This window comes from Streptomyces sp. NPDC059477, assembly GCF_042749375.1.
GTDB lineage: Bacteria > Actinomycetota > Actinomycetes > Streptomycetales > Streptomycetaceae > Streptomyces.
Genome location: NZ_JBHYUG010000033.1, coordinates 37,148 through 60,203, shown reverse-complemented (window position 1 = coordinate 60,203; position 23,056 = coordinate 37,148). Strand labels below are relative to the sequence as shown.

Below are 23,056 nucleotides of genomic sequence, written 5' to 3'. Positions count from 1 at the left end.
ACGGTCCCGGTGTGACGGGGTATGGCCCCGGCCCGTCCCGCCGAACCCTGCCGGGCCACCCTTCAGAGCAACATTTGAGGTTCGGCCGGGCCCGGGGGACCCGACGACGGCCCCGGCCCGGTCAGCTTTCCCGCCGGGCCGCCGCCTCGATCAGCCGCCGGATGTCCGCCAGGTCGGCGTCGAACTCGGCGGTGAGGTCGAGCGGCAGCTCCAGCCAGGGGCCGAGCCTGCGGTGGCCGGGAAGCCCGACCTCGGGCGACGGGCCGCCCCGGTGGCCGGGGGCGAACCGGCCCGACGCCTCGGAGGCCGCGAAACCGATCACGAACGTACTGACCAGCCGCTCCAGCCGGGGCACGGCCGGCTCCGGGACCCCCGCGTCGAGCAGCGCGGTGTAGATGATGTCCACCGCGCGCACGGCGTCCGGGGTGACGGCGGGCCGGGAGAAGAGCAGGTGTGCCGCCCAGGGGTGACGCTGGGTCACCCCACGGCAGGCGTGCGCGAGGGCGGTGAGCCGGACGTCCCAGGGCTGCTCCGCCGTGTCACCCGCCGGGACCAGCGCGGCGAGCAGCCGCCCCGCCATCCCGTCAAGGAGTGCCGCCTTGTCCTCGACATGCCGGTACAACGCCATCGGTGTGACGCCCACGCGTTCGGCCAGCGTCCGCATCGACACGGCTTCGAGCCCGCGCTCATCGGCGATGGCCAACGCGGCGTCCAGGATCTCTTCCCGTCTGCCACTCATCAGTTTACAGTGTATACGTTTACGGCGTACACGCGGTAAACGGCCCCACGCCTGCCCTGGGGTACCGCCCTGACCAGGAAATACGCTGGAGGCGGTGCCCCGACCGGTGGTGGGATGGAGCGATGCGACTCGATCTCACGCCCTCGGCCGTCGACCGCGGCGGCTACGGGGACGCCGTCACCCCCTGGGAGAACCCCGGCTGGCGGGCGGACGCCCTCGCCTGGGCGACCCGGGAACTGTCCGGCGCCGGGCGCCCGGCGACGGGGGAGTGGCGGGCCCGGGTGCGGCCCTGGTCCGTGCTGCTGAGGTTCACCGTCGCGGACGGCGGTGTGGTGTGGTTCAAGGCCAACCCGCCCGGCAGCGCCTTCGAAGCCGGACTCGCCCGCGCGCTGGCCGACTGGGTGCCGGAACACGTCCTGCGCCCGCTCGCCGTCGACACCGGGCGCGGCTGGTCCCTGCTGCCCGACGGGGGCGACGACTTCCGTACGCTGCTCGCCCGCGAACCCGCCGACCCCCGGTCCTGGGAAGCGCCGCTCCACCAGTACGCCGCCATGCAGCGCGCCCTCGTCCCGCACGCCGACGCCATCGAACGGCTCGGCGTCCCCGGCGCCCGCACCACCGACCTGACCGGCCTGTTCGACCGCATCCTCACGGAGAGCACACAGAGCACCGCCCTGCGCCCCGACGACCGTACGCGTCTGCTCGCCCTCCGGCCCCAGGTGGCCCGGTGGTGCGCCGAACTCGCCGCCGCCGGTGTCGCGGACACCCTCGACCACGCCGATCTGCACGAGGGGCAGCTGTTCCGCCCACGGCCCGGCCGCTTCACCTTCTTCGACTGGGGCGATGCCCTGGTCTCCCACCCGTTCTGCAGTTTCCTGGTCCCCGCCCGCCAGGCGGTGCGGGCCCACGGCCCCGGCGTACTGCCCCGGCTGCGCGACGCCTACCTGGAACCCTGGACGGGCGACGGGCACACCGCCGCCGACCTCCGGCACGCCCTCCGCCCGGCCGGCCGCCTCGCCACCCTCGGCCGCGCCGCCGCCTGGGGCCGTCTCTTCCCCGGCGCGTACACCTCCGCGACCTCGACCGGCCCGGTGGAGACCGCCGGTTCCCTGCTCGCGATCCTCGACGAGCCGCCGGTCTAGGACCGGCCCCGGGCTCCGGCTAGCGCGTGCCCCCGCGCAGCGCCGGGTGGTCCGCCACCACCGTGGCGGAACCCGGCGCGATCTCCGTGTAACCCGCGTCCCTGACGACCGGCAGACCGCTTGTCGTCAGGGCCCGCCACCCGGCCGGGTCCGCCGTGCGCACGGACAGCGGGAAACCGGCGTCGTGCCAGGCCGCGCGCTCCGCGTCGGGCAGTTCCCACCAGGCGAGCTGGGCGCCATGACCGGCCTGGGCCATCGCCTTGCCCGCCGACATGTCGACGTCGGGGCTCAGCCACAGCACGGGCGCACCGCGCTCCGGGGCCGCCGGGGGTTCCGGGTCGTCCAGATCGGTGCCGGAGACCTGGAGCCGGGCGAGATCCTTGGGCCAGCCGTCCAGCGGAACGGGCGGGAAGACCCGTACCTCCGCCGCCTTCCCGGTCACCGTGATGCCGGGCAGCGCCTCCGCGCGCCGCCACTCCGCGCCGCGCGCCCGTCGCACCACCTTGCGGATCCGGGCGTCCTGCCAGTCCCGCACGGCCCCCGCCCACTCCCCGTCGCCCAGCGAGCGCGGGTCGGTGAGCATCACCAGCACCGCGCGGGCCGCCGTCTCCAGCGCGTCCGTGCGGGGCGGCGGGGCACCGCGCTCGATCCGCACGACCAGCGGCAGCACGAACTGCCGCGCCGTGTCACGGTCACCGGTCTCGGGCTGGAAAGGGCTGTCGTCGCTCACGGTCCGCAGGGTACTTGACGGCTCCCGGGGCATGTCAGGGCCCGGGAGCCGGCCCGCGCGATCATCCCGAGCACGCCGTCCGCTGCGCCTCCTGCCACTCGCAGACCGGGCACAGCGTGATGCCCTTGTACGACTCCGGGTACTCCGTCCGCTCCCGGCAGAGCACACACTCCGCGTACGGCGGCCCCGCGGCCTGCGACGGCCGGGTCGCGTCGATGAGGCAGGGGTCGCGGTCCTCGTTCATGTGTCCACCGTAGGCCGGGGCGGACAGGGGCGGACAGGGGCGCGTACGGGCACGGCGGTCGTGCCGCTCAGGAACGGCCCGCGCCGGATCCGATCAGCTCCGACACCTTCACGAACCGGAAGCCCCGCTCGCGCAGTTCCGGCACGATGGCCCGGATCGCCTCCTCGGTCACCGGCGCCGCGCTGCGCGTGCAGTGCATCACCACCACCGACCCGGGCCGTACGCCGTCCAGCACCTGCCGGGCCACCGCGTCCGCGTCCGTCGCGAACGCGTCGCCGCTGACCACGTCCCACTGCACCGCCGTGACCCCGGTGGCGCTGAGCGCGCGCAGTGCCTGCTGGTCGTAGCAGCCGCCCGGGAAACGGAAGTACGGCATCGGGTCCGGCACCCCGGCCGTGCGGAACGCGGCGTACGCCCGCTCCACGTCGGCCTTCATCCGCTCGGCGGGCACGGTCGGCAGGCCGTAGCAGTCGTCGGTGAAGGCGTAGTGGCTGTACGAGTGGTTCGCGACCTCGAAGAGCGGGTCCCGGCCGATGGCGCGCGCCTGCACCGGGTACTCCTCCGCCCAGCGGCCGGTCATGAACACCGTCGAAGGGACCTTGAGTTCGCGCAGGGTCGCGATGAGTTCCGGGTTGTCGAAGCGCTCGCCCGCCGCCGCCCGCTCGCCCTGATCCGCGGTCATGTCCGCGTCGAAGGTGAGGGCCACGGTCTTGTCCTGGGTCCGGAGGCCGTTGCTGAAGACGGGGGCCAGCGCGGAGGGGCCGGGGGCGAGCGTGGGGGGACGGGAGGCGGGGGCGGAGGAGGCCGGGTGCGCCTTGGCGGTGTGCGCGGGGTCGTCGCCGCAGGCGGTGAGGGAGGCGAGGGCGGCGGCGAGGGCGCAGGCCGCGGTGAGACGTCGTACGCGTCGAACGGGGAGGATCACCGGACGAACGTAACTGTGCAAATACTACTAAATATGTATTGCGGGGGTGTGGGGGTGGGGGCGCGGTCCGATCGGGCTAACGGGCGCTTCGGGGGCGGGGGGGCGGGAGTGGCGGCGTCCGGCACGCGCTTCCGCCGGCTCGTGCTCAGGCCTCCAGTGGCTTGTGCGGTGGCTCCGGCTGCTGTGCCTTCTCCAGGAAGCGCAGCAACTCCACCGGGAAGGGCAGCACCAGCGTGGAGTTCTTCTCCGCGGCGACCGCGACGATCGTCTGGAGCAGCCGGAGCTGGAGCGCGGACGGCGTGGCCTCCATCTGCTTCGCGGCCTCGGCGAGCTTCTTGGACGCCTGGAGTTCGGCGTCGGCGTTGATGACCCGGGCGCGGCGCTCACGGTCGGCCTCGGCCTGGCGGGCCATGGAACGCTTCATGGTCTCCGGCAGTGACACGTCCTTGATCTCGACCCGGTCGATCTGCACACCCCAGCCGACCGCCGGGCTGTCGATCATCAGTTCAAGTCCCTGGTTGAGCTTCTCGCGGTCGGAGAGCATGTCGTCCAGCTCGCTCTTGCCGATGATCGAGCGCAGGGACGTCTGCGCCATCTGCGAGACCGCGAACCGGTAGTCCTCGACCTTGATGAGCGCGCTCGCCGGGTCGACCACCCGGAAGTAGACGACCGCGTCCACGCGCACCGTGACGTTGTCCCGGGTGATGCCTTCCTGGGCCGGGACCGGCATGGTGACGATCTGCATGTTGACCCGGGTCAGATGGTCCACGAAGGGCACGATCATCGTCAGCCCCGGGGGCCGGACATTGCCCCGGAGGCGGCCCAGCCGCAGGATCACACCGCGTTCGTACTGCTTGACGACCCGGGCCGACGCGGCGAGATACACCAGACCCACCGCGCCGATCGTCACGATGGTCACCAGGAGTGCTTCGAGCATGTCGACCTCCTCGCGCAGAGGCCCGTAGGTGCTGGTCCCTTATGGGTCATTCGTATGTCAATTAACGATATGCCCGAAAGGTGAATTCGTATGCCGCTGTCCGGCCGGAAGGCCGTGAGGCCCCCGGCCGGACACCGGGACTGTCAGCGCGGGGTCACCGGGCCGTCACCGTCGCCGTCACCTTCACCGGGTCCGTGCCCGCCGCGCTGTGCCGCTCCGCCCAGCTCTCCAGGGCCGTACGGCAGGCGTGGTCCAGGTGGTGCAGACCGGAGAGGTCCAGCTCGACCGGGCGGTCCTGGGGGAGCGCCTCCAGGCTGTCGAGTATTTTCGGCAGCCGCAGGAAGGTCGCGTTGCCCGACAGATAGGCCTGGACCGGTCCGGCGCCCTTGTCGATGACGTCCAGCTTGAGGTGCGAGGCCTCCCAGGCGGCTTTGACGACGGACAGGGCGAGCCCGATCAGAACGCCCTCGAACATGTTCACCGCGACGATCGCCACGGCGGTGACCACCAGGATCACCGCCTCGCCCCGGTGCTCCCGCCACAGCCCGCCGAACTGCCGGAACGGGATCAGCTTCCAGCCCGCGTGCACCAGGATGCCGGCCAGCGCGGGTATCGGGATCAGCGCGAGCGCCTGGGGCAGCAGCGCCGCGAACAGCAGCAGCCACACGCCGTGCAGCACCCGGGACGCCTTCGTCCGGGCGCCCGCCTGCACATTGGCCGAGCTGCGCACGATGACGGCCGTCATGGGCAGCGCGCCCAGCGCCCCGCACACGGCGTTGCCCGCGCCCTGGGCCATCAGCTCCTTGTCGTACTGGGTGCGCGGACCGTCGTGCAGCCGGTCCACCGCCGCCGCGCTGAACAGGCTCTCGGCGGAGGCGATCAGGGTGAAGGCGAGGATCGTGCCCAGCAGGGCCGGGGTGACCAGCTCGCCCAGCGCGTCCGCCCCGGGCGGCTGGATCGCGTCCAGCAGGCCCCGGACCTCGACCGTGGCCACCGGCAGGTCGAACACCAGCGTGACCAGGGTGGCCAGCCCGACGGCCACGAGCGCGCCGGGCACGGCCCTGGCCCGCGCGGGCAGCCGCGGCCACAGCGCCAGTACGGCCATGGTGCCCGCGCCGATCGCGAGCGAGGTCAGGGCGGCGCTGCTGCCCAGCGCCTCGACGGCCGCGCCCGGCAGTCCGATGAGTTTGTCCAGGCCGGAGACGGGGGCGGCCAGGCCCGCCGCCGTGTAGAGCTGCCCGGCGATGATCACCAGGCCGATCCCGGCCAGCATGCCTTCCACGACGGAGACGGAGATGGCCCGGAACCAGCGCCCCAGGCGCAGGGCGCCCATCAGGAGCTGGAGCGCGCCCGCCGCGAGCACGATCACGCCGAGCGCGGGCAGCCCGAACTCCTGGACGGCCTCGAAGACGAGCACGGTCAGGCCCGCCGCCGGGCCCGACACCTGGAGGCTGCTGCCCCGCATCATTCCGGTGACGATGCCGCCCACGATGCCGGTGACCAGGCCGAGTTCGGCCGGCACACCGGAGGCGACGGCCACGCCGACGCACAGCGGCAGCGCGACCAGGAACACGACCAGCGAGGCCGCGAAGTCCTGCTTGAGGAAGGGATACCTGGGAGGAACCCGGGTCGGGTGAGGGTGGTGGTTCATGGCAGGACTCACAGAGCCTCGAAGCGATCGGTGTCGGCGCGGTGTGCGCGGACACCACCGGTGTGCACCTCGTAGTACCAGCCGTGCAGGGTCAGCCGGCCGGCGGCCAGACCGCGTTCCACACAGGGGTACGAGCGCAGCCGCAGCAGCTGGGCCAGCACATGGTGCTGCACGCCGCCCTCGACCGTGGGATCGGCCGGGTCGTCGGACGGTGGCTCGTCGGCGGCGTGGCCCAGCCAGTCGCGCACGGCGGGCACGGCGTCGAGGTCGTCGCCGCGCACCAGCGCGCCGACCGCGCCGCAATGGGAGTGGCCGCACACCACGATGTCGCGGACGCCGAGCACCTCCACCGCGTACTCGATGGTGGCCGCCTCGCCCGTGGGCTGCTGCGAGGCGTAGGGCGGGACGATGTTGCCCGCGGTGCGCAGCTCGAAGAGCTGGCCGGGGCGGGCGCCCGTGATCAGGGCCGGGACGACCCGGGAGTCGGAGCAGGTGATGAAGAGCACCTGGGGGGACTGGCCGGAGGCCAGCTGGGCGAACTCCTCAGGGCGCTGTCCGAACGTACGGGCGTTGTCGATGAGGGGCTGCATGTGTCGTGTTTCCTCCTGGCGCGCTGTGGGGTGCGCGTCGGCGGGCCTGCGGGACGGTGAGAGGGGCCGCCCGCGCGTCGTCGCGACGCGGGAGAGCGGGTTCGTCCCTCTCGGTGGCCGAGCGCGGGAGAGATCCCGCTCGGCGGCTGAAGCACCGGGGTGGCGGCCGTTGACCGGCTGTCGGGCTACTCGGCTATTCGATGCCCTGAGGCGTCCGAGGCGTCCGGCCGGCCCGGTGGTCTCGATGCGCCCGACGGTCTCGACGGACCGTCGGACCCGGCGGTGGACGCCGGTGCGGTGCGTATGCCCCGGGGGTGGAGCGCGACCTCGATGTCACGCGCGGTGGCCCGGGAGCACGGGGATACCGGCCAAGCTTTGGCCGTGGTTTGACGGATCGTATGCACGGTCGCGAAGAGCGGCGCGAACACGGCGAGCGGGAGTCCCCGGGGCGCGACGGCGTACGGCGGCTGCGCCGCTCGTACCGTCGTACCTCGCATCTTGTGCTCCCTCACGCGTCTCATACACATACCAACAGTTGGTCAACAGCTGGTCAAGAAACACGTTAACCCTGCAATGTTGTTTGCAGGGTTAACTCGACGTTTCACATCGGAGGGAGCCTCAAAAGTGCGGGTCCGATGGCGTGAACCCGTCCATGATCCCGGCGTGTCGGGGTGGGTCAGCGGGCCTCGGTCAGCCGCTGCGCGTCGCGGGCCAGCGCGGTCAGCCGGGAGATCGCACGGAAATACTTCTTGCGGTAGCCGCCGGCCAGCATGTCCGCGCTGAACAGCTGATCGAACGGAATTCCCGCCGCCAGCACGGGCACCTCGCGGTCGTACAACCGGTCCGCGAGCACGACGAGACGCAGCGCGGTCGACTGGTCGGGCACCGGCCCGACGTCCGTCAGGCACACCGCTTTCAGGCCGTCGGTCAGCGCGCCGTACCGGCTCGGGTGCACCTTGGCCAGATGCTCCAGCAACCGGGGAAAACCGTCGAGCGAGGCGCCGGGGGTGGCATGAGCCGTCCGGGTGACCACCTCCTCGGGGAAGGGCGCCGGTGCCTGCGGCAGACCGCGGTGGCGGTAGTCCTCACCGTCGATCCGCAGGGCGTGGAAGTGCGCGGACAGACCCTGGATCTCGCGCAGGAAGTCCGCCGCGGCGAACCGGCCCTCACCGAGCTTGCCCGGCAGGGTGTTGGAGGTGGCGGCGAGCGCGACGCCCGCGTCCACCAGCTTGCCCAGCAGCGTCGAGACCAGCACGGTGTCGCCCGGGTCGTCCAGCTCGAACTCGTCGATGCACAGCAGCCGGTGGCCGGAGAGCGTGCTCACGGTCTGCTGGAAGCCCAGCGCGCCGACGAGGTTGGTCAGCTCCACGAAGGTGCCGAACGCCTTGCGGGCGGGCTCCGCCGGGGTGGCGTGCCACAGGGAGGCCAGCAGATGGGTCTTGCCGACGCCGTAGCCGCCGTCCAGATAGACACCGCGCGGGCCGGCCGGCCGGCTGGGCGCCTTCGCCCTGCCGAAGCCCAGGAAACCGCGCCTGCCACCGCCGCTCGCGGGCGCCCCGTCGAGCCCCGCCGCGAAGCCCTCCAGCACCCGGACGGCCTCGGTCTGGCTGGGCTGTCCCGGATCCGGCAGATACGTACTGAAGCGCACCGAGTCGAACCTGGGCGGCGGCACCATCTCGGCGACCAGCCGGTCCGCCGGGACACGCGGCTCGCGGGCGCACAGGGAGAGCGGGGCCGCGCCGGCTATCGGACCGGAGGCGGGGCCGGGGGCGGCGGCGGGGGAGGAGGACACGGTTCACCATGGTAGGCGGCGTGGAACACTGCACGACATGCGACGCCTGTTCCCTGTGACCGATGAGACAGCGACTGCCACGGGGGGTGGTGGGAGCGGGGGTGTGACGGGGGGTGAGTGGAGTCTCGACGCGCTCGCCGACGCGTACGCCTATCCGTCGGCGGCCGGGGAGGCCGGGGGTGGCCGGGACTCCGGGGACGGCGGGGATTCCGGGGGTGCCGGGGATTCCGGGGCCGCCAGGGATCTCGCCGGGGAGCCCCGGGCATGGCTGCGGGCCAACATGGTGTCCACCCTCGACGGGGCCGCTCAGCACGACGGGCGGTCGCAGCCGATCTCCTGCGCGGCGGACATGCGGCTCTTCGGCGTCCTGCGGGCGCTGGCCGATGTCGTGGTCGTTGGCGCAGAAACGGTACGCCAGGAGCAGTACCGGCCGGCCCGCGCCCGAAGTGAGTTCGCCGCGCGACGGGCGGCGGCCGGGCAGGCGCAAGCTCCGGCGATCGCGGTGATCTCAGCCGGTCTCGACCTGGACTTCTCGCTGCCCCTGTTCACCTCGCCGCTGGTGCCCACGCTGGTGCTCACCGGGTCCGCGGCCCCGCCCGAACGGGTCGCGGCGGCGGAACGGGCCGGGGCCCGGGTGGTGGTCGCCGGGGACGGAACCCGGGTGGAGCCCGCCCGGGTCGTGGGGGCGCTGGCCGCTCAGGGCCACCGCCGGCTGCTCACCGAGGGGGGACCGCGGCTGCTGGGGCAGTTCGTGGCCGCCGGGGTGCTGGACGAGCTGTGTCTGACCCTCTCGCCGATGCTCACCGCGGGGGACGCGCAGCGGATCGCGGGCGGGCCCCGGGTGATCGTGCCCGAGCGTTTCGAACTAGTGTCTTTGCTGGAAGAAGCCGGGTTTTTGTTCGGGCGCTACCGTCGGCCGGAAATCAGCGGAATCTATCGTTCCGTTTAGCTTCCGGTGGGCACACTAGACACGCAGTGCCCGTGCGATCACGGGGCAGGATGGTTTCAGCAGGGCCTGGAACGGCCCACGCAGGACGGAGGGCCCGAGGGCCCTCGAAGAGAAGGGGCGTCTGGTGTTCACAAGCGTTTTGATGATCGAGAAGGCCCTGACGTCCGCCGACGTGGAGTTCGTCACGACCTTGCACGGGGACGAGTCGGTCGCCTTCCACGTGCTGCTCCAGCCGCGGGGGGATCAGGCGGACCGGTTGCTGCGGGCCATCGACGATCTCGCCCTCGGCGAACTCGACGAGGCGGCGCGCGAGCGGGAGACCCCGGAGGGGGATGCCGCCCGGGGCGAGGGGCGGCAGGCGCTGGACGTGTCCTTGCAGGCGTTGCGCTCCGCGGGGAGTCGGGCGGAGGGGCGGCTGATCGAGGATCATCCGCTGGACTCGCTGAGGGGGTTGGTGGAGGAGGTCGGCGCGGATGAGGTGATCGTGCTGACGGATCCCCACTATGTGGAGGAGTTCTTTCACCGGGACTGGGCGTCTCGGGCGCGGCACAAGGTGGGGGTGCCGGTGTTGAAGCTGTTCTCGCACAGCAAGGTGTAGTCGGGGGGCGCGGTCGGGGGTGGGGGGTCGGGGTTCTCGTGCGGGTGCGGGTGCGGGTGCGGGTGGGGGTGGGCTGGTCGCGCCCCGCGGCGCAGCCGCAGATCGATACAGCCCCGCGCCCCTCAACCCGGCGTCACTGTCGGCGTCGGCGTCACTTGCCAGGAGCCCGGGGTCCGCACGCAAGGTAGGGCCGTGAGCCGTCCGAGGTCCACGTCTCCCAGGCAATAGGCTGAGGGCGATTTCGGATCTCGGTACGGCATAGGAGAACGCGCATGGCATCCGGTATTCCTCCCGCCATGGAACGGCCCCACTTCATCGGGATCGGGGGGGCCGGGATGTCGGGGATCGCGAAGATCCTGGCCCAGCGGGGGGCCCGGGTCGCCGGGAGCGATGCCAAGGAGTCGGCGACCGCCGAGGCGCTGCGCGGGCTCGGGGCCACGGTGCACATCGGGCACGCGGCCGGGCATCTCGCGGACGACGCCAGCAGCGTCGTCGTGTCGTCGGCGATCCGCGACGACAATCCGGAGCTGGTGCGCGCCGCCGAACTGGGCGTGCCCGTCGTGCACCGGTCCGACGCGCTGGCCGCGCTGATGGACGGGCTGCGGCCCATCGCGGTCGCCGGCACGCACGGCAAGACCACCACCACGTCGATGCTGGCGGTCTCCCTGACCGAACTGGGGCTGCACCCGTCGTACGCCATCGGCGGCGACCTGGACGCGCCCGGCTCGAACGCCCTGCACGGCCCCGGCGAGATCTTCGTGGCCGAGGCGGATGAAAGCGACCGCAGCTTCCACAAGTACGCGCCCGAGGTCGCCGTCGTCCTCAACGTGGAGCTGGACCACCACGCGAACTACGCCTCGATGGAGGAGATCCACGAGTCCTTCGTGACCTTCGTGGACCGGATCACCGAGGGCGGCACGCTGGTGATCGCCGCCGACCAGGAGGGCGCCCGGGAACTGACCCGGCGGGTCGCCGGGCGGGGCGTGCGGGTGGTGACGTACGGGGAGTCCGCCGAGGCCGGGGTGCGGATCACCTCGATCGTGCCGCAGGGACTGAAGAGCGAGGTCACCGTCCTGCTCGACGGGACCGAGCTGACCTTCGCCGTGTCCGTGCCCGGCCGGCACTACGCGCACAACGCCGTCGCCGCGCTCGCCGCGGGCGTGGCCCTCGGGGTGCCCGCCGCCGAGCTGGCGTCCGCGCTGGGCGCGTACACGGGCGTCAAGCGGCGGCTCCAGCTCAAGGGCGAGGCCGGGGGCGTCCAGGTGATCGACTCCTACGCCCATCACCCCACCGAGATGACCGCGGATCTGGAGGCCATGCGGTCGGCGGCCGGGGACGGCCGGATCCTGGTCCTCTTCCAGCCGCATCTGTTCTCCCGCACCCAGGAACTGGGCAAGGAGATGGGCGCGGCCCTCGCGCTCGCCGACGCCTCCGTCGTGCTGGACATCTATCCGGCGCGCGAGGACCCGATCCCGGGCGTCACCAGCGAGCTGATCATCGGGGCGGCCCGCGCGGCGGGCGCCGACGTGACCGCCGTCCACGACCAGGGCGAGGCCCCGGCCGTGATCGCGGGAATGGCGAAGCCGGGCGATCTCGTTCTCACCATGGGCGCGGGAGATGTCACCGACCTGGGCCCGCACATCCTGGACCGCCTGTCGAATTAAGGGGCTGAAGGCCATGTCGTACGACGTCGAGAAGCCGGACGAGCAGTGGCGCGCGGAGCTGAGCCCGGCGGAGTACGCCGTACTGCGCCAGGCCGGCACCGAGCCCGCGTTCGTGGGGGAGTACACCGACACCAAGACCACGGGTGTCTACTCCTGCCGCGCGTGTGGCGCCGAGCTGTTCACCTCGGACACCAAGTTCGAGTCGCACTGCGGCTGGCCGAGTTTCTTCGATCCGAAGGACACCGACGCCGTGGAGCTGATCGAGGACCGTTCGCACGGGATGGTGCGCACGGAGGTGCGGTGCGCGCGCTGCGGCTCGCATCTCGGGCATGTGTTCGAGGGGGAGGGGTATCCGACCCCGACCGATCAGCGGTACTGCATCAACAGCATCTCGCTGCGGCTGGCGCCCACGGAGGCGTGAGCCGGGCGGGTCCCGGTCCCCCCGGGTCCGAACCGATCCGGGGGAGATCCGCCGAGGGGTCAGAGCACCTTGCGCTGGACGAGTGCCGACAGGACCAGCGCGCCCGGGATCAGCGGGATCCAGACCGTCATCACGCGGTAGCCGATGACGGTGGCGGTGGCGAGGCCGACGGGGGCGCCGAAGGCGCTCATGGTGAAGACCATCGCCGCGTCGACCGGGCCGATGCCGCCCGGCGCGGGCACCGCGCCCACCGCCGTGCTGGCGATCAGCAGCGCGAAGATCACCTGCGCCCAGGACAGCGGCAGGCCCAGCGCGTAGCCGACGGCGGCGATCACACTGCCCTGGAGGAGCGGGGTGGCGGCGGCGCCGAGCCACAGCGGCAGATAGCGGCTGGGGCGGGTGTGCAGGACGCGCGCGTCGGTCAGCGCCGTGCGCAGCAGACCGGTCAGCGGGCGGCGCAGCGCCGGTACGACGGTCATGAGGACGCCCGTGGCCGCGAGGGCCACCGCGGCGCCGCCCGCCATCAGCAGCAGGGTCCAGGAGTCGGGCATCAGGTCCCCGAAGTGCAGCATGCCGGGGAAGGCCACCAGGAACACCAGCAGGACGACGGTCTTCGCCACCGGCTTGACCACCGAGTACAGGGCGAGGGACGCGGTGCCGCGGGCCAGCGGGATGCCCTGGCCCTGGAGGAAGCGCAGGGTCACGGCGTGGGCGCCGATGCTGGCGGGCAGGACGTGGTTCGCGGCGCCCGCGGCGACCTGCGAGGCCAGCAGCAGCCCCGGCGGCAGCCGCTCGGGGACGGCGCCCTGCCGGACACAGGCGGCGGCCACCCAGCCCAGGCAGGTGAAGACGCCCGCGACCAGCAGCCATCCGGGGTCGGCGGCGGCGAGGCGGGCGACACCGTCGTACAGGGAACGCCAGTCGAGCACGGCCCAGGCGGCGATCAGCAGCAACGGCAGCAGGCTGACGGCCAGCCGGACGGCTCGCGCGTGGGTGGGCGCGGCCGGGGGAGCGGCGGGGTCCGGGGCGGGACCGGGCAGGCCGTCGAGCGGCGTGAGCGTCACGGCGTACGTCGTCCTTTCGCATCGCGCCCGGGTGATGAGGGGTGCGGACGGATGCAAGGCGAGCGAGCGGGGAGGGGACGGGGCGGCACCCGGCTGGGGAAACCGGGTGAGGAACCTAGGGAAAGGTCCCCGCTCGGTGTGACGGACGGGTGTCCAGGAGCCGACGAAGTGCGGGCGGATGGGCGACACCGCCTCCGGCACCGCTCCGGGCGGCTGCCCGGCGCCGGTTTCGGGCCACCACGGAGGTCATCCCCGCCACCACCCCGTGCCACACCCATACACCCCCCGGACCGCCCGACGGTGGGACAAAACCCGCAGGCCGAAGCCACATGGTGTGGCGGATGCCACGCGCACCCGCCCCGGGCCAACACCCCATCGCCTCGCCGGTACGGGCCGCCCGCCCGCTCGGCCGGACCACCCTCCGGGACGGACGAGCCACCCGCTCGCTCGGACGCGCCGTCCGCCGGCCGGTGCGGGTCGCTCGCTCCTTCGGCCAGGCCAACCTTGGGGCTCGGACATGGCGCCCGCCGGCTCGGACACGCCACCTGCCCGCCCCGCGTGGGCCACCCGCCCGCCCGGACGCGCCACCCGCACGCCCGGCCGGGCCCCGCGCACATGCGGGCCCGCCTGCTCACGCGGGACGCCCGCCCGCTCAACCGCACGTGGCATCACGGCGCCCGTAAGGGCACGGGGCGTCACGGTGCCGTGGCGGGGGCGATTTGTTGGTTCTTGCGGAGTGCGGTCGGGCGGGTGGCGGGTTTCAGGGGGAGGTGGATGGTGAAGGCCGTGTGGCCCGGGGTGCTGGTCAGGTCGATCGTGCCGCCGTGGGCGTGGATCAGGGAGGCCGCGACCGCCAGGCCCAGGCCGCTGCCGCCGCGGTCGCGGGTGCGGGCCTTGTCCACCCGGTAGAAGCGGTCGAAGACCCGCTCCTGGTCGGCGGGCGGGACACCGGGCCCGGCGTCGGTCACCCGCACCAGCGACTCGTCGCCCGCGACCGTCAGGGACACCGACACCCGTGTGCCGGGCGGAGTGTGCACCGCCGCGTTGGCCAGCAGATTGTCCAGGACCTGGCGCAGCCGCTGGGCGTCCACCGGCAGGCGGAGCGGGGCCGGGCCGGTCGTCACGGTGAGCGGATGGTCCGGGCGGGTCGCCTCGAACGCGTCCGCCGCCTGCCGCACCAGCTCCCTCAGATCCGTCTCCGCCAGCCGCAGCGGCGCCTCCACCTCCGCCGCGTCCAGCCGCGCCAGCAGCAGCAGATCGTCCAGCAGGACACCCATCCGGGCCGCCTCCGCGCGCAGCCGGGACAGATGCCGGTCACGCTCCGCCGGCTCGTTCGCCGCCGCGTACTGGAAGAGGTCCGCGTAGCCCCGTACCGACATCAGCGGGGTGCGCAGCTCGTGCGAGGCGTCCGCCACGAACCGGCGCAGCCGCTGCTCGGCCTCCGCGCGCACCGCCAGCGAGTCGTCGATGTGCTCCAGCATCGTGTTGAACGCCGTGCGCAGCTCCTCCACCTCCGGCCCGCCGCCCCGCCGGTCCGCGCGCAGCGGCAGCCGGGCCGCCGACTCGGTCAGATCGTGCGAGGCGATGCCGTGCGCGGTGTGCGCCATGTCGCTGAGCGGCTTCAGCCCGCGCCGCAGCGTGCGCCGCCCGAACACGACCAGCGCCAGCAGCGCCAGCGCGAACGCGATCACCTGGACCGTGATCAGCTGGGTGACGGTGTTCTCGATGTCCGTCGTCGGCGCCGCCGTCACCAGCACCACCCCGGGCTCCACCTCACAGGCCCGCAGCCGGTAGGTGCCCTCCCCGTCGATGAACCGGGTCGCGAACACATCGCTGACCTGCGTATCGGCCAACTGCCCGGCCAGCGCGGCGAACGCGCTGCTGTCGGCCGGCAGCGCGGCCGGGGTCCGCACCAGCGGATCACCGCCGGAGACGTCGTACACCGCCTGGTACCAGCCGATGTACGTCTCCCGCTTGAGGGTGCCGTGCTCGATGGCGTCCTTCGCCTGGACCACCTGCGCCGACCGCATCTGCTCGGCGAGCTGCGCCTCCAGATAGTCCCGCATGTACGTGGTCATCGCCGTGCCGACGATCGCGAACACCAGCAGCGACAGCACGCCCAGGCCCAGCGCCAGCCGCGTACCCAGGCGCAGCCTGCCGTACGTGTGCCGCAGCCGGGCCGCCGCCCGCCTCACCCGGCGGCCTGCTTGATGACGTACCCGAAGCCGCGCACGGTGTGGATCAGCGGGTCACCCGTGTCGTCCAGCTTGCGGCGCAGCCTGCTGACCACCAGCTCCACCACGTTCGAGCGGCCCCCGAAGCCGTACTCCCACACATGGTCGAGGATCTGCGCCTTGGTGAGGACGGTCGGGGAGCGGCGCATCAGATAGCGCAGCACCTCGTACTCGGTCGGGGTGAGGGTGAGCACCCGCTCGGCGCGGCGCACCTCCCGGGTGTCCTCGTCCATCGTCAGATCGCCCACCCGCAGCACCGAGCGCTGGAAACCGGGCCCCGCGCTGCGCCGCAGCACGGTCCGCAGCCGGGCCATCAGCTCCTCCACCGCGAACGGCTTGACGAGATAGTCGTCCCCGCCCCGGGTCAGCCCCGCCACCCGGTCCGCGACCCCGTCCCGGGCGGTGAGGAACACCACCGGCACCATCGTCCCGGAGCGCCGCAGCCGGTCCAGCACCCCGAAGCCGTCCACGTCCGGCAGCATCAGGTCGAGCACCACGATGTCCGGCCGGAACTCCCCGGCGAGCCGTAGCGCGTCCTCGCCGCAGTTCGCCGTCACCGCGTCCCAGCCCTCGTAGCGGGCGACGGTCGCCACGAGGTCGGCGATGGGCGGGTCGTCGTCCACGACCAGCACTCGAACTTTGTCCACCCGTCCATACTGCGGCACCCGCCCGCCCGCGCCAGACCCCCGTCATGGTCCGGCGGCGATCGATAAAGACTTGAAAGTGGTCCGACAGGGGTTCGACAGCTTCCGGCCGTCAAGCTCGGTGGTACCGAGACCCGATCGAGGAGTTGCCGTCCGTGACGACCGTAGAATCGCGTCCCACCCCCACCACGGGCATACGGCCGAAAGTGCTGGCCCGCACCGGCCTCTACGCCGCCCTCGCCGCCAACGCGGCCATCGTGACGTACTTCTTCGTCCAGGCCGGATTCGCCTCCAACGCGCTGATCGTGCTGGGCCGGCTGACCGGCCTGTACGCCGCCCTGCTGATGGCCTTCCAACTGCTGCTGGTGGCCCGGCTGCCCTGGCTGGACCGCCGCATCGGCATGGACCGGCTCACCTCCTGGCACCGCTGGACCGGCTTCGGCCTGCTGTGGCTGCTGCTCGGCCACGCCGTCTTCATCGTCCTCGGATACGCCGAGCCCACCGGCATGGACCCGGTCAACCAGCTCGTCGACCTCGCCGAGACCGTCGAGGGCGTGCTCCGCGCGATCGTCGCCCTGGCCCTGATCCTGCTGGTCGGCGCGGTCTCCGCGCGCTTCGCCCGGCGCCGGCTCGCGTACGAGACCTGGCACTTCATCCACCTCTACACCTACCTCGCGGTGGTGCTGGCCTTCACCCACCAGGTCGCGGCCGGTACGTCCTTCGCCTCCTCGTCCCTCGCCACCGCGTACTGGTACCTGCTGTGGGGCGGCGCGCTCGGCGCGGTGGTCACCGGCCGGGTGGTGCTGCCGCTGTGGCGCAACTGGCGGCACCGGCTGGTCGTCACCGCCGTCGTCCCCGAGTCGGACGACGTCGTCTCCGTCTACATGACCGGCCGGGACCTGGACCGGCTGCCCGCCCGTGCCGGACAGTTCTTCCTGTGGCGGTTCCTCACCCGGGACCGCTGGTGGCAGGCCAACCCCTTCTCCCTGTCGGCCGCGCCCGACGGCCGCACGCTCCGGCTCACCGCCAAGGCCGCCGGGGCCGGCAGCGCCGCCCTGCGCCATCTCAGGCCCGGCACCCGCGTGTTCGCCGAGGGCCCTTACGGCGCCTTCACCACCCTGCACCGCACCCGCCCGGACGCCGTGCTGATCGCCGGCGGCGTCGGCGTCACCCCGATCCGCGCCCTCCTGGAGGACCTGCACGGCCACGCCGTCGTCCTCTACCGCGTCGGCAGCGACAAGGACGCCGTCCTCTACGACGAGCTGCGCGGCCTCGCCCTGGACCGGGGCGCCGAACTGCACCTGGTCGCCGGCCCGATCGCGCCGGACCCGCTGGCCCCCGGCGCACTGTCCCGGCTGGTGCCGGACATCGCCGGACGGGACGTGTACGTGTGCGGGCCGCCCGGGATGACCACCGCCGTCCTCGGCCACCTGCGCGAACTGGGTGTGCCGAAGCAGCAGATCCACTTCGAGCGGTTCAGCCTCGCGGGCTGACCGCCTGCCTGACTGCCTGCCTGACTGCCTGGCGGGCTGACCGCCTCTGACCGTCTGACCGGCAGTCGTGACGACAAGGAAGCGATCGTGAAGCGAGTACTGCCCGTTCTGGCCCTGACCGTCGCGGGTCTGATCCCGCTGTGGCGCTACGCGCCCTCCCACGACACCGGCACGACCGTCGAGGCGGCACCCGCCCCCGCGCCCTCCACGACCGGCGGCTCCACGGACGGCTCCGCCGGAGGCGCGGGCGGCGGCGCGAGCGTGTTCGCCGGGTCCGTCATCGACACCGAGAAGGGCCCCGTGCAGGTGGAGGTCACCTTCGACGGGGACCGGATCAGCGCCGTACGGATGCTCCAGCAGCCGAACCATCCGCAGACCACGGCCGCCGTGCCGCAGCTCATCGAGGAGACCTTGCGGGCGCAGGGCGCCGACATCGACACCGTCTCCGGCGCCACCATCACCAGCGAGGGGTACAAGGAGTCCCTCCAGGCCGCGCTCGACGCGAAGGGCGTCTGACATGCGCCGGGTCGAGCAGGTGATGGGGTTCCCCGTCTCGCTGCGGATCGACGACCCGCGGGTGCCGGAGGGGCTCGCGGACGCCGTGTTCGCCTGGCTGCGGGAGGTCGACGAACGGTTCAGCCCGTTCAGGGCGGACAGCGAGGTGTGCCGGCTCGACCGGGGGGAGACCGGGCCGGACGACATCAGCGCCGACCTGGCCGAGGTGCTGTGCCTCGCCGAGCGGTACCGGGTGGCGACCGGGGGCGCGTTCGACGTGCGGCTGCCGGGGCGGGGGCTCGATCCCTGCGCGGTGGTGAAGGGGTGGTCCGTGCAGCGTGCGGCACGATTGCTGCGGGAGGCCGGGGTGCGGCGGTTCTGCCTCAACGCCGGGGGCGATGTGGTCGCGGGCGGGGGGCCGTGGCGGGTGGGGGTGCGGCATCCCGAGATCGCGGATCAGGTGTGCGTGGTGCTGGAGATCGAGGACGGGGCGGTGGCGACGTCCGCGCGGTACGAGCGGGGGGATCACATCCTCGACGGGCGTACGGGGCGGGCGGCGACGGAGTTGCTGAGTCTGACGGTCGTCGCACCCACGCTGACCGAGGCGGACGTGACGGCGACGGCCGCGTTCGCGCTCGGTGCGCAGGGGGTGGGGTGGGCTGCCGCCCGGGAGGGGTGCGAGGTGTTCGCGGTGGACGGGGCGCGGCGGGTGCGGAGGAGCGCGGGGCTGCCGGTTCTTCAGGGGTTTCGGGGGTTTCAGGGGTTTCGGAGGTGAGGTCGCGCCCAGGTGGTGCGGGTGCGTTGTGGTTGCTCGCGCAGTTCCCCGCACCCCTGGGCGGCGAGGCGGTTCGCTGAGTTTCCGGCCGGCCCCGGCTGAAATCGGGTCGACCCCGGCACCGCCCCCGTGATGCACTGCCCGACGGGTGTCCTACTGTTCTGGTCGGAAACGGTGTGCGTTCGCCAAGTTTTGGCAACACAAGCGGTCTAAACTCTCTCCGCGACCGGCCGAGACCGCGCACAAGGTGCGTGAACGCGCTCAGCAACTGGCCAACCCCGAAGGGTATTCGGCGCTTTGATACGGATAGATTCAGTCACCAAGCGGTACCCGGACGGCACGGTGGCGGTGGACCGGCTCTCCCTGGACATACCGGACCGTTCCATCACGGTCCTGGTCGGACCGTCCGGCTGCGGCAAGACCACGACCCTGCGCATGATCAACCGGATGATCGAGCCGTCCGAGGGCACCATCCTCATCGACGGCACCGACATCACCCAGCAGCCGGTCAACACCCTGCGCCGGTCCATGGGGTACGTCATCCAGAACGCCGGCCTCTTCCAGCACCGCACGATCATCGACAACATCGCCACGGTGCCCCGGCTGCTCGGCTGGAGCAAGGACAAGGCCCGCACCCGGGCCCGCGAGCTGATGGACCGGGTCGGCCTCGACGCCGCCCTCGCCCGCCGCTACCCCTACCAGCTCTCCGGCGGCCAGCAGCAGCGCGTCGGCGTGGCCCGCGCCCTCGCCGCCGACCCGCCCGTCCTGCTGATGGACGAGCCGTTCTCCGCCGTCGACCCGATCGTCCGCAAGGGCCTCCAGGACGAACTGCTGCGGCTCCAGGCCGAGCTGGGCAAGACGATCGTCTTCGTCACCCATGACATCGACGAGGCCGTCAAGCTGGGCACCATGGTCGCCGTACTGCGCACCGGCGGCCGGCTCGCCCAGTTCGCCCCGCCCGCCGAACTGCTCACCCACCCCGCCGACGACTTCGTCGAGGACTTCCTCGGCGCCGACCGCGGGGTGCGCCGGCTGTCCTTCTTCCCGTCCGCCGGACTGCCGCTGCTCACCACGCCCATCGTCGCCGTCGACGCCACCGCCGAGCAGCTCGCCGCCCGCGACACCGAGGACGCCCCCTACCTCCTGGTCACCGCCCTCGACGGCCGGCCCCGGGGCTGGGGCGTACGGGGCGAACTGACCGCCGGTGACATCCGCCCCGAGCGGCTGCTGCCCTACGGGCACTCCTTCCGTCCCGCCGAGGACTCGCTGCGCGCCGCGCTGGACGCCGCCGTGCTGTCGCCGACCGGCTGGGCCGTCGCCGTGGACGCCGAGGGCCGCGCCTCGGGCGTGGTCTCCCAGATCACGATCGGCGAGACCATCCGGGGCGCGCACGCCAGGAGCACGCTGGGCGCACAGGGCGGCCCGGAGGCACCGGGCGCACCGGGCGCACCGGGCCGCGTCCGTACGGAGAAGGCCGCCCGATGAACGGCTTCTTCGACATGCCGAGCGACCTCCAGAACACCTACTGGGGCCTGATCGGCCTGCATCTGCGCAACGCCCTGATCCCCGTGCTCATCGGCCTGCTGGTGGCGCTGCCCGTCGCCCAGCTGTGCGTCCGGCTGCGCTGGCTGTACCCGCCCGTGCTGTGGGTGACGACCGTGCTCTACGCGATCCCGTCGCTGGCCTTCTTCGTCGTCCTCATCGACTACACCGGTCTGAGCGAGACGACCGTGATGATCCCGCTGGCCGTCTACAGCCTGGTCGTGTTCGTCCCGGCCATCGTGGACGGGGTGCGTTCGGTGCCGCGCGAGACCCTGGACGCCGCCACCGCCATGGGCTTCGGCCCGATCCGCCGTTACCTCCAGATCCAGCTGCCCATCGCCGCCCCCGCGATCATCGCCGGACTGCGGGTGGCGTCGGTCTCCAGCATCTCCCTGGTCAGCGTCGGCATGCTGATCGGCAATCAGGGCGCCCTCGGCAATCTGCTCAACAGCGGCATGATCTACAACCAGCCCCGGCTGATCTGGCTCTCCGTGATCGGCACGGCCGTCCTCGCCATCGTGGTGGACGCCCTGCTCATCGGTCTGCGGCTGCTGCTGACGCCGTGGATGCCACGCGGCGGCCGACCCGCCCCCGCCGACCGGCCCGGGGCCACCGCCGGTGCCGCCCCGGAGGAGGCCACGCTGTGAACATCCTGAACTTCATCGACGCCTTCTTCAGCGACAGCGCCCGGTGGCAGGGGTACGACGGCATCCCCACCCGGTTCCTGGAGCACGTCGAGTACACCCTGATGGCGCTCGGCATCGCCGCCGCCATCGGTCTGCCCGTCGGCCTGATCACCGGCCACACCGGACGCGGCGGCAACACCCTCGCCCTCATCGCCACGGCCGCCCGCGCGCTGCCCAGCTTCGGCCTGATGGTCCTGATGTTCGTCCTGCTCGGCCTGGGCCTGGCCCCCGTGATGATCCCGCTGGTGGTCCTCGCCGTCCCGCCGATCCTGGTCACCACCTACGAGGCGGTCCGCTCGGTCGACCCGGCCCCCGTGGACGCCGCCCGCGGCATGGGCATGGCCGAACCCGCCATCCTGCTGCGCGTCGAGGTCCCGGTCGCCCTCCCGCTGATCCTCAGCGGCCTGCGCTCGGCGGCCATCCAGATCGTCTCGACGGCGACCATCGCGGCGTACGTCAGCTTCGGCGGCCTGGGCCGCTACATCGTGGACGGCCTCTACCAGCGCGACTACGAGAAGGTCGTCGGCGGCGCCACCCTGGTGGCCGTGCTGGCCCTGGTCACCCTGGGCCTGTTCTGGGCGGTGGCGAGACTGACGGTGTCGAGGGGGGTACGGCGGCCGAACGCCGCCGCGTAGGGGGAGGGCGAGGCGCCCGCAGGGCGCGAGTCTTTCGGGGGCGCGGGGAACCGCCGACCAGCCACCGCCGGTCCGCGGTTTCCCCACGACCTCACCCTTCGGCCCGCTCCAGCGCCAGCTCCAGCACCACCAGCAGAGCGTCCCGTACGGACCCCCGCTCACGCGCATCGAAACGCACCACCGGCACCCGCTCGGCCACGTCGAGCGCCCACCGCACCTCGTCCAGCGCGTGCTCGATCCGCCCGTCGAACGCGTTGACGGCGACGGCGAACGGAATCCGCCGGTGCTCGAAGTAGTCGACGGCGGCATAGCAGTCGTCCAGCCGCCGGGTGTCCACGATGACGAGCGCGCCCACCGCGCCCTCCACGATGTCGTCCCACATGAACCCGAACCGCTCCTGTCCGGGCGTACCGAACAGATACAGCTTCAGCGTCGGGTCGATGGTGATGCACCCGAAGTCCATCGCGACGGTCGTGGTGGTCTTGCGCGGGGTGTGGCTGAGATCGTCCACCCCCGCCGCGACCTCGGTGATCGCGGCCTCGGTGGTCAGCGGCTCGATCTCGGAGATCGCGCCGACGGTGGTGGTCTTGCCCACCCCGAACCCGCCCGCGATCACCAGTTTGACCGGCAGCGGCGGACGGACGCCCCGCTGCCCGGCCGGGCCGGCGGCGAGACGGTCAGTCGGTGTCACGGAGTACCCCTCGGGAGTCGGGAATGGCCCGCAGGCCATCGATAACCCTTCGCAGGACGGATGCGTCATGGGTGGCGGCGGAGTCGGGCACATGCACCGCGAGCAGATCCTCGGCCCGCAGATCCTCGGCGAGGACCCGGACCACGTTCAGATGCAGCCGCAGCCGGGACGCCAGCTCCGCGATCGACTGCGGGACGGCGCACGCGGCCACGATGTCGTGCTGCTCGAAGGAGAGCCGCCCGAGCGCGCCGAGCCCCGCGGCCGTGGCGATCACCTGGGTCTCGACCGGCATCGTCCGGCCGGTGGCCGCGCCCGCCACCCGGCCCGCGGTGACCAGGAACGGCCGGACGGCGGCGACGGGTTCCACCGGGTCCGGGCCCGGGGCACCGGGGGTGCGGCCGTCCGCCATGGCTGCTCT

General features: G+C 72.7%; 24 protein-coding genes. 11 read left to right on the top strand and 13 right to left on the bottom strand.

Features of this window, described 5'->3' with window-relative positions:
• Positions 1-121: 121 nt before the first annotated feature.
• On the bottom strand, positions 122-739 hold the full coding sequence (locus ACFXAZ_RS18765) for a TetR/AcrR family transcriptional regulator (protein WP_384591939.1): 618 nt from the start codon (positions 737-739) through the stop codon (positions 122-124).
• 122 nt (positions 740-861) lie between these two features.
• Between ACFXAZ_RS18765 and ACFXAZ_RS18760 the strand changes: the two genes are divergently transcribed.
• Positions 862-1,881 carry a phosphotransferase gene (locus ACFXAZ_RS18760; RefSeq protein WP_384591937.1) on the top strand — a complete coding sequence of 340 codons (1,020 nt, stop codon included), beginning with the start codon at positions 862-864 and terminating at the stop codon, positions 1,879-1,881.
• A 19-nt stretch (positions 1,882-1,900) separates the two neighbouring features.
• Here the strand turns inward: ACFXAZ_RS18760 and ACFXAZ_RS18755 are convergent, their stop codons facing one another.
• From ACFXAZ_RS18755 to zapE, 7 genes are all read right to left on the bottom strand, one after another.
• Positions 1,901-2,644, bottom strand: coding sequence for a peptidyl-tRNA hydrolase (locus ACFXAZ_RS18755; protein ID WP_384591934.1), 744 nt, complete (start codon positions 2,642-2,644; stop codon positions 1,901-1,903).
• Positions 2,645-2,672: 28 nt separating this feature from the next.
• On the bottom strand, positions 2,673-2,855 hold the full coding sequence (locus tag ACFXAZ_RS18750) for a hypothetical protein (protein ID WP_384591931.1): 183 nt from the start codon (positions 2,853-2,855) through the stop codon (positions 2,673-2,675).
• A 67-nt stretch (positions 2,856-2,922) separates the two neighbouring features.
• The gene (locus ACFXAZ_RS18745) at positions 2,923-3,777 is read right to left on the bottom strand and encodes a polysaccharide deacetylase family protein (protein ID WP_384591928.1); all 855 of its coding nucleotides are present in this window, start codon (positions 3,775-3,777) and stop codon (positions 2,923-2,925) included.
• A gap of 145 nt (positions 3,778-3,922) precedes the next feature.
• A complete protein-coding gene (locus tag ACFXAZ_RS18740) occupies positions 3,923-4,714 on the bottom strand; it encodes a slipin family protein (RefSeq protein ID WP_384591925.1) in 792 nt (263 codons plus the stop codon).
• A 154-nt stretch (positions 4,715-4,868) separates the two neighbouring features.
• Positions 4,869-6,365 (bottom strand): SulP family inorganic anion transporter, encoded by a 1,497-nt coding sequence (locus tag ACFXAZ_RS18735; RefSeq protein WP_384591922.1) that lies wholly within the window; start codon positions 6,363-6,365, stop codon positions 4,869-4,871.
• A gap of 8 nt (positions 6,366-6,373) precedes the next feature.
• Positions 6,374-6,955 carry a carbonic anhydrase gene (locus tag ACFXAZ_RS18730; RefSeq protein WP_384591920.1) on the bottom strand — a complete coding sequence of 194 codons (582 nt, stop codon included), beginning with the start codon at positions 6,953-6,955 and terminating at the stop codon, positions 6,374-6,376.
• 676 nt (positions 6,956-7,631) lie between these two features.
• Positions 7,632-8,747 (bottom strand): cell division protein ZapE, encoded by a 1,116-nt coding sequence (gene zapE / locus ACFXAZ_RS18725; RefSeq protein ID WP_384591917.1) that lies wholly within the window; start codon positions 8,745-8,747, stop codon positions 7,632-7,634.
• 37 nt (positions 8,748-8,784) lie between these two features.
• Here zapE and ACFXAZ_RS18720 point away from each other — a divergent pair, with 37 nt between their 5' ends.
• From ACFXAZ_RS18720 to msrB, 4 genes are all read left to right on the top strand, one after another.
• Positions 8,785-9,696, top strand: coding sequence for a pyrimidine reductase family protein (locus tag ACFXAZ_RS18720; protein WP_384591914.1), 912 nt, complete (start codon positions 8,785-8,787; stop codon positions 9,694-9,696).
• A 124-nt stretch (positions 9,697-9,820) separates the two neighbouring features.
• Positions 9,821-10,294: an indole-3-glycerol phosphate synthase gene (locus ACFXAZ_RS18715; RefSeq protein ID WP_384591911.1), complete on the top strand. Its 474-nt coding sequence runs from the start codon at positions 9,821-9,823 to the stop codon at positions 10,292-10,294.
• 272 nt (positions 10,295-10,566) lie between these two features.
• Entirely contained in the window at positions 10,567-11,958 is a 1,392-nt protein-coding gene (murC, locus tag ACFXAZ_RS18710; RefSeq protein ID WP_384591908.1) for a UDP-N-acetylmuramate--L-alanine ligase, read from the top strand.
• Between the two features lie 13 nt (positions 11,959-11,971).
• Complete coding sequence (msrB, locus tag ACFXAZ_RS18705; protein WP_382690345.1) at positions 11,972-12,379, top strand: peptide-methionine (R)-S-oxide reductase MsrB; 408 nt, start codon at positions 11,972-11,974, stop codon at positions 12,377-12,379.
• A gap of 59 nt (positions 12,380-12,438) precedes the next feature.
• Here the strand turns inward: msrB and ACFXAZ_RS18700 are convergent, their stop codons facing one another.
• The 3 genes from ACFXAZ_RS18700 to ACFXAZ_RS18690 all read right to left on the bottom strand — a co-directional run bounded on the left by ACFXAZ_RS18700 (position 12,439) and on the right by ACFXAZ_RS18690 (position 16,324).
• Complete coding sequence (locus ACFXAZ_RS18700; protein ID WP_384591905.1) at positions 12,439-13,443, bottom strand: YbhN family protein; 1,005 nt, start codon at positions 13,441-13,443, stop codon at positions 12,439-12,441.
• A 695-nt stretch (positions 13,444-14,138) separates the two neighbouring features.
• Complete coding sequence (locus ACFXAZ_RS18695) at positions 14,139-15,638, bottom strand: sensor histidine kinase (protein ID WP_384591902.1); 1,500 nt, start codon at positions 15,636-15,638, stop codon at positions 14,139-14,141.
• Complete coding sequence (locus tag ACFXAZ_RS18690; RefSeq protein ID WP_384591899.1) at positions 15,635-16,324, bottom strand: response regulator transcription factor; 690 nt, start codon at positions 16,322-16,324, stop codon at positions 15,635-15,637. The genes ACFXAZ_RS18695 and ACFXAZ_RS18690 overlap by 4 nt, the downstream gene beginning before the upstream one ends.
• Before the next feature lie 152 nt (positions 16,325-16,476).
• Here ACFXAZ_RS18690 and ACFXAZ_RS18685 point away from each other — a divergent pair, with 152 nt between their 5' ends.
• The 6 genes from ACFXAZ_RS18685 (at position 16,477) to ACFXAZ_RS18660 (ending at position 21,947) form a co-directional block, all read left to right on the top strand.
• A complete protein-coding gene (locus tag ACFXAZ_RS18685; protein ID WP_384591896.1) occupies positions 16,477-17,814 on the top strand; it encodes a ferric reductase-like transmembrane domain-containing protein in 1,338 nt (445 codons plus the stop codon).
• Between the two features lie 87 nt (positions 17,815-17,901).
• The gene (locus ACFXAZ_RS18680) at positions 17,902-18,330 is read left to right on the top strand and encodes an FMN-binding protein (protein ID WP_384591894.1); all 429 of its coding nucleotides are present in this window, start codon (positions 17,902-17,904) and stop codon (positions 18,328-18,330) included.
• Between the two features lies 1 nt (position 18,331).
• A complete protein-coding gene (locus ACFXAZ_RS18675) occupies positions 18,332-19,084 on the top strand; it encodes an FAD:protein FMN transferase (protein ID WP_384591891.1) in 753 nt (250 codons plus the stop codon).
• Positions 19,085-19,381: 297 nt separating this feature from the next.
• Complete coding sequence (locus ACFXAZ_RS18670) at positions 19,382-20,569, top strand: ABC transporter ATP-binding protein (RefSeq protein ID WP_384591888.1); 1,188 nt, start codon at positions 19,382-19,384, stop codon at positions 20,567-20,569.
• Positions 20,566-21,273: an ABC transporter permease gene (locus ACFXAZ_RS18665; RefSeq protein WP_384591885.1), complete on the top strand. Its 708-nt coding sequence runs from the start codon at positions 20,566-20,568 to the stop codon at positions 21,271-21,273. Before ACFXAZ_RS18670 ends, ACFXAZ_RS18665 begins: the two co-directional genes overlap by 4 nt.
• Positions 21,270-21,947 (top strand): ABC transporter permease, encoded by a 678-nt coding sequence (locus ACFXAZ_RS18660; protein ID WP_384591882.1) that lies wholly within the window; start codon positions 21,270-21,272, stop codon positions 21,945-21,947. Before ACFXAZ_RS18665 ends, ACFXAZ_RS18660 begins: the two co-directional genes overlap by 4 nt.
• A 91-nt stretch (positions 21,948-22,038) precedes the next feature.
• Here ACFXAZ_RS18660 and ACFXAZ_RS18655 read toward each other — a convergent pair whose 3' ends face one another.
• Both ACFXAZ_RS18655 and ACFXAZ_RS18650 read right to left on the bottom strand, forming a co-directional pair.
• Positions 22,039-22,638, bottom strand: coding sequence for an ATP/GTP-binding protein (locus tag ACFXAZ_RS18655; RefSeq protein ID WP_384591879.1), 600 nt, complete (start codon positions 22,636-22,638; stop codon positions 22,039-22,041).
• Positions 22,625-23,047: a DUF742 domain-containing protein gene (locus tag ACFXAZ_RS18650; protein ID WP_384591876.1), complete on the bottom strand. Its 423-nt coding sequence runs from the start codon at positions 23,045-23,047 to the stop codon at positions 22,625-22,627. The genes ACFXAZ_RS18655 and ACFXAZ_RS18650 overlap by 14 nt, the downstream gene beginning before the upstream one ends.
• Between the last annotated feature and the right edge of the window lie 9 nt (positions 23,048-23,056).

Excerpts from the sequence above, each read along its gene's own strand:
- ACFXAZ_RS18765 (WP_384591939.1), bottom strand. The coding sequence starts at position 739 with ATGAGTGGCAGACGGGAAGAGATCCTGGACGCCGCGTTGGCCATCGCC.
- ACFXAZ_RS18760 (WP_384591937.1), top strand. The coding sequence starts at position 862 with ATGCGACTCGATCTCACGCCCTCGGCCGTCGACCGCGGCGGCTACGGG.
- ACFXAZ_RS18755 (WP_384591934.1), bottom strand. The coding sequence starts at position 2,644 with ATGCCCCGGGAGCCGTCAAGTACCCTGCGGACCGTGAGCGACGACAGC.
- ACFXAZ_RS18750 (WP_384591931.1), bottom strand. The coding sequence starts at position 2,855 with ATGAACGAGGACCGCGACCCCTGCCTCATCGACGCGACCCGGCCGTCG.
- ACFXAZ_RS18740 (WP_384591925.1), bottom strand. The coding sequence starts at position 4,714 with ATGCTCGAAGCACTCCTGGTGACCATCGTGACGATCGGCGCGGTGGGT.
- ACFXAZ_RS18735 (WP_384591922.1), bottom strand. The coding sequence starts at position 6,365 with ATGAACCACCACCCTCACCCGACCCGGGTTCCTCCCAGGTATCCCTTC.
- ACFXAZ_RS18730 (WP_384591920.1), bottom strand. The coding sequence starts at position 6,955 with ATGCAGCCCCTCATCGACAACGCCCGTACGTTCGGACAGCGCCCTGAG.
- ACFXAZ_RS18720 (WP_384591914.1), top strand. The coding sequence starts at position 8,785 with ATGCGACGCCTGTTCCCTGTGACCGATGAGACAGCGACTGCCACGGGG.
- murC (WP_384591908.1), top strand. The coding sequence starts at position 10,567 with ATGGCATCCGGTATTCCTCCCGCCATGGAACGGCCCCACTTCATCGGG.
- msrB (WP_382690345.1), top strand. The coding sequence starts at position 11,972 with ATGTCGTACGACGTCGAGAAGCCGGACGAGCAGTGGCGCGCGGAGCTG.
- ACFXAZ_RS18675 (WP_384591891.1), top strand. The coding sequence starts at position 18,332 with ATGCGCCGGGTCGAGCAGGTGATGGGGTTCCCCGTCTCGCTGCGGATC.
- ACFXAZ_RS18665 (WP_384591885.1), top strand. The coding sequence starts at position 20,566 with ATGAACGGCTTCTTCGACATGCCGAGCGACCTCCAGAACACCTACTGG.
- ACFXAZ_RS18650 (WP_384591876.1), bottom strand. The coding sequence starts at position 23,047 with ATGGCGGACGGCCGCACCCCCGGTGCCCCGGGCCCGGACCCGGTGGAA.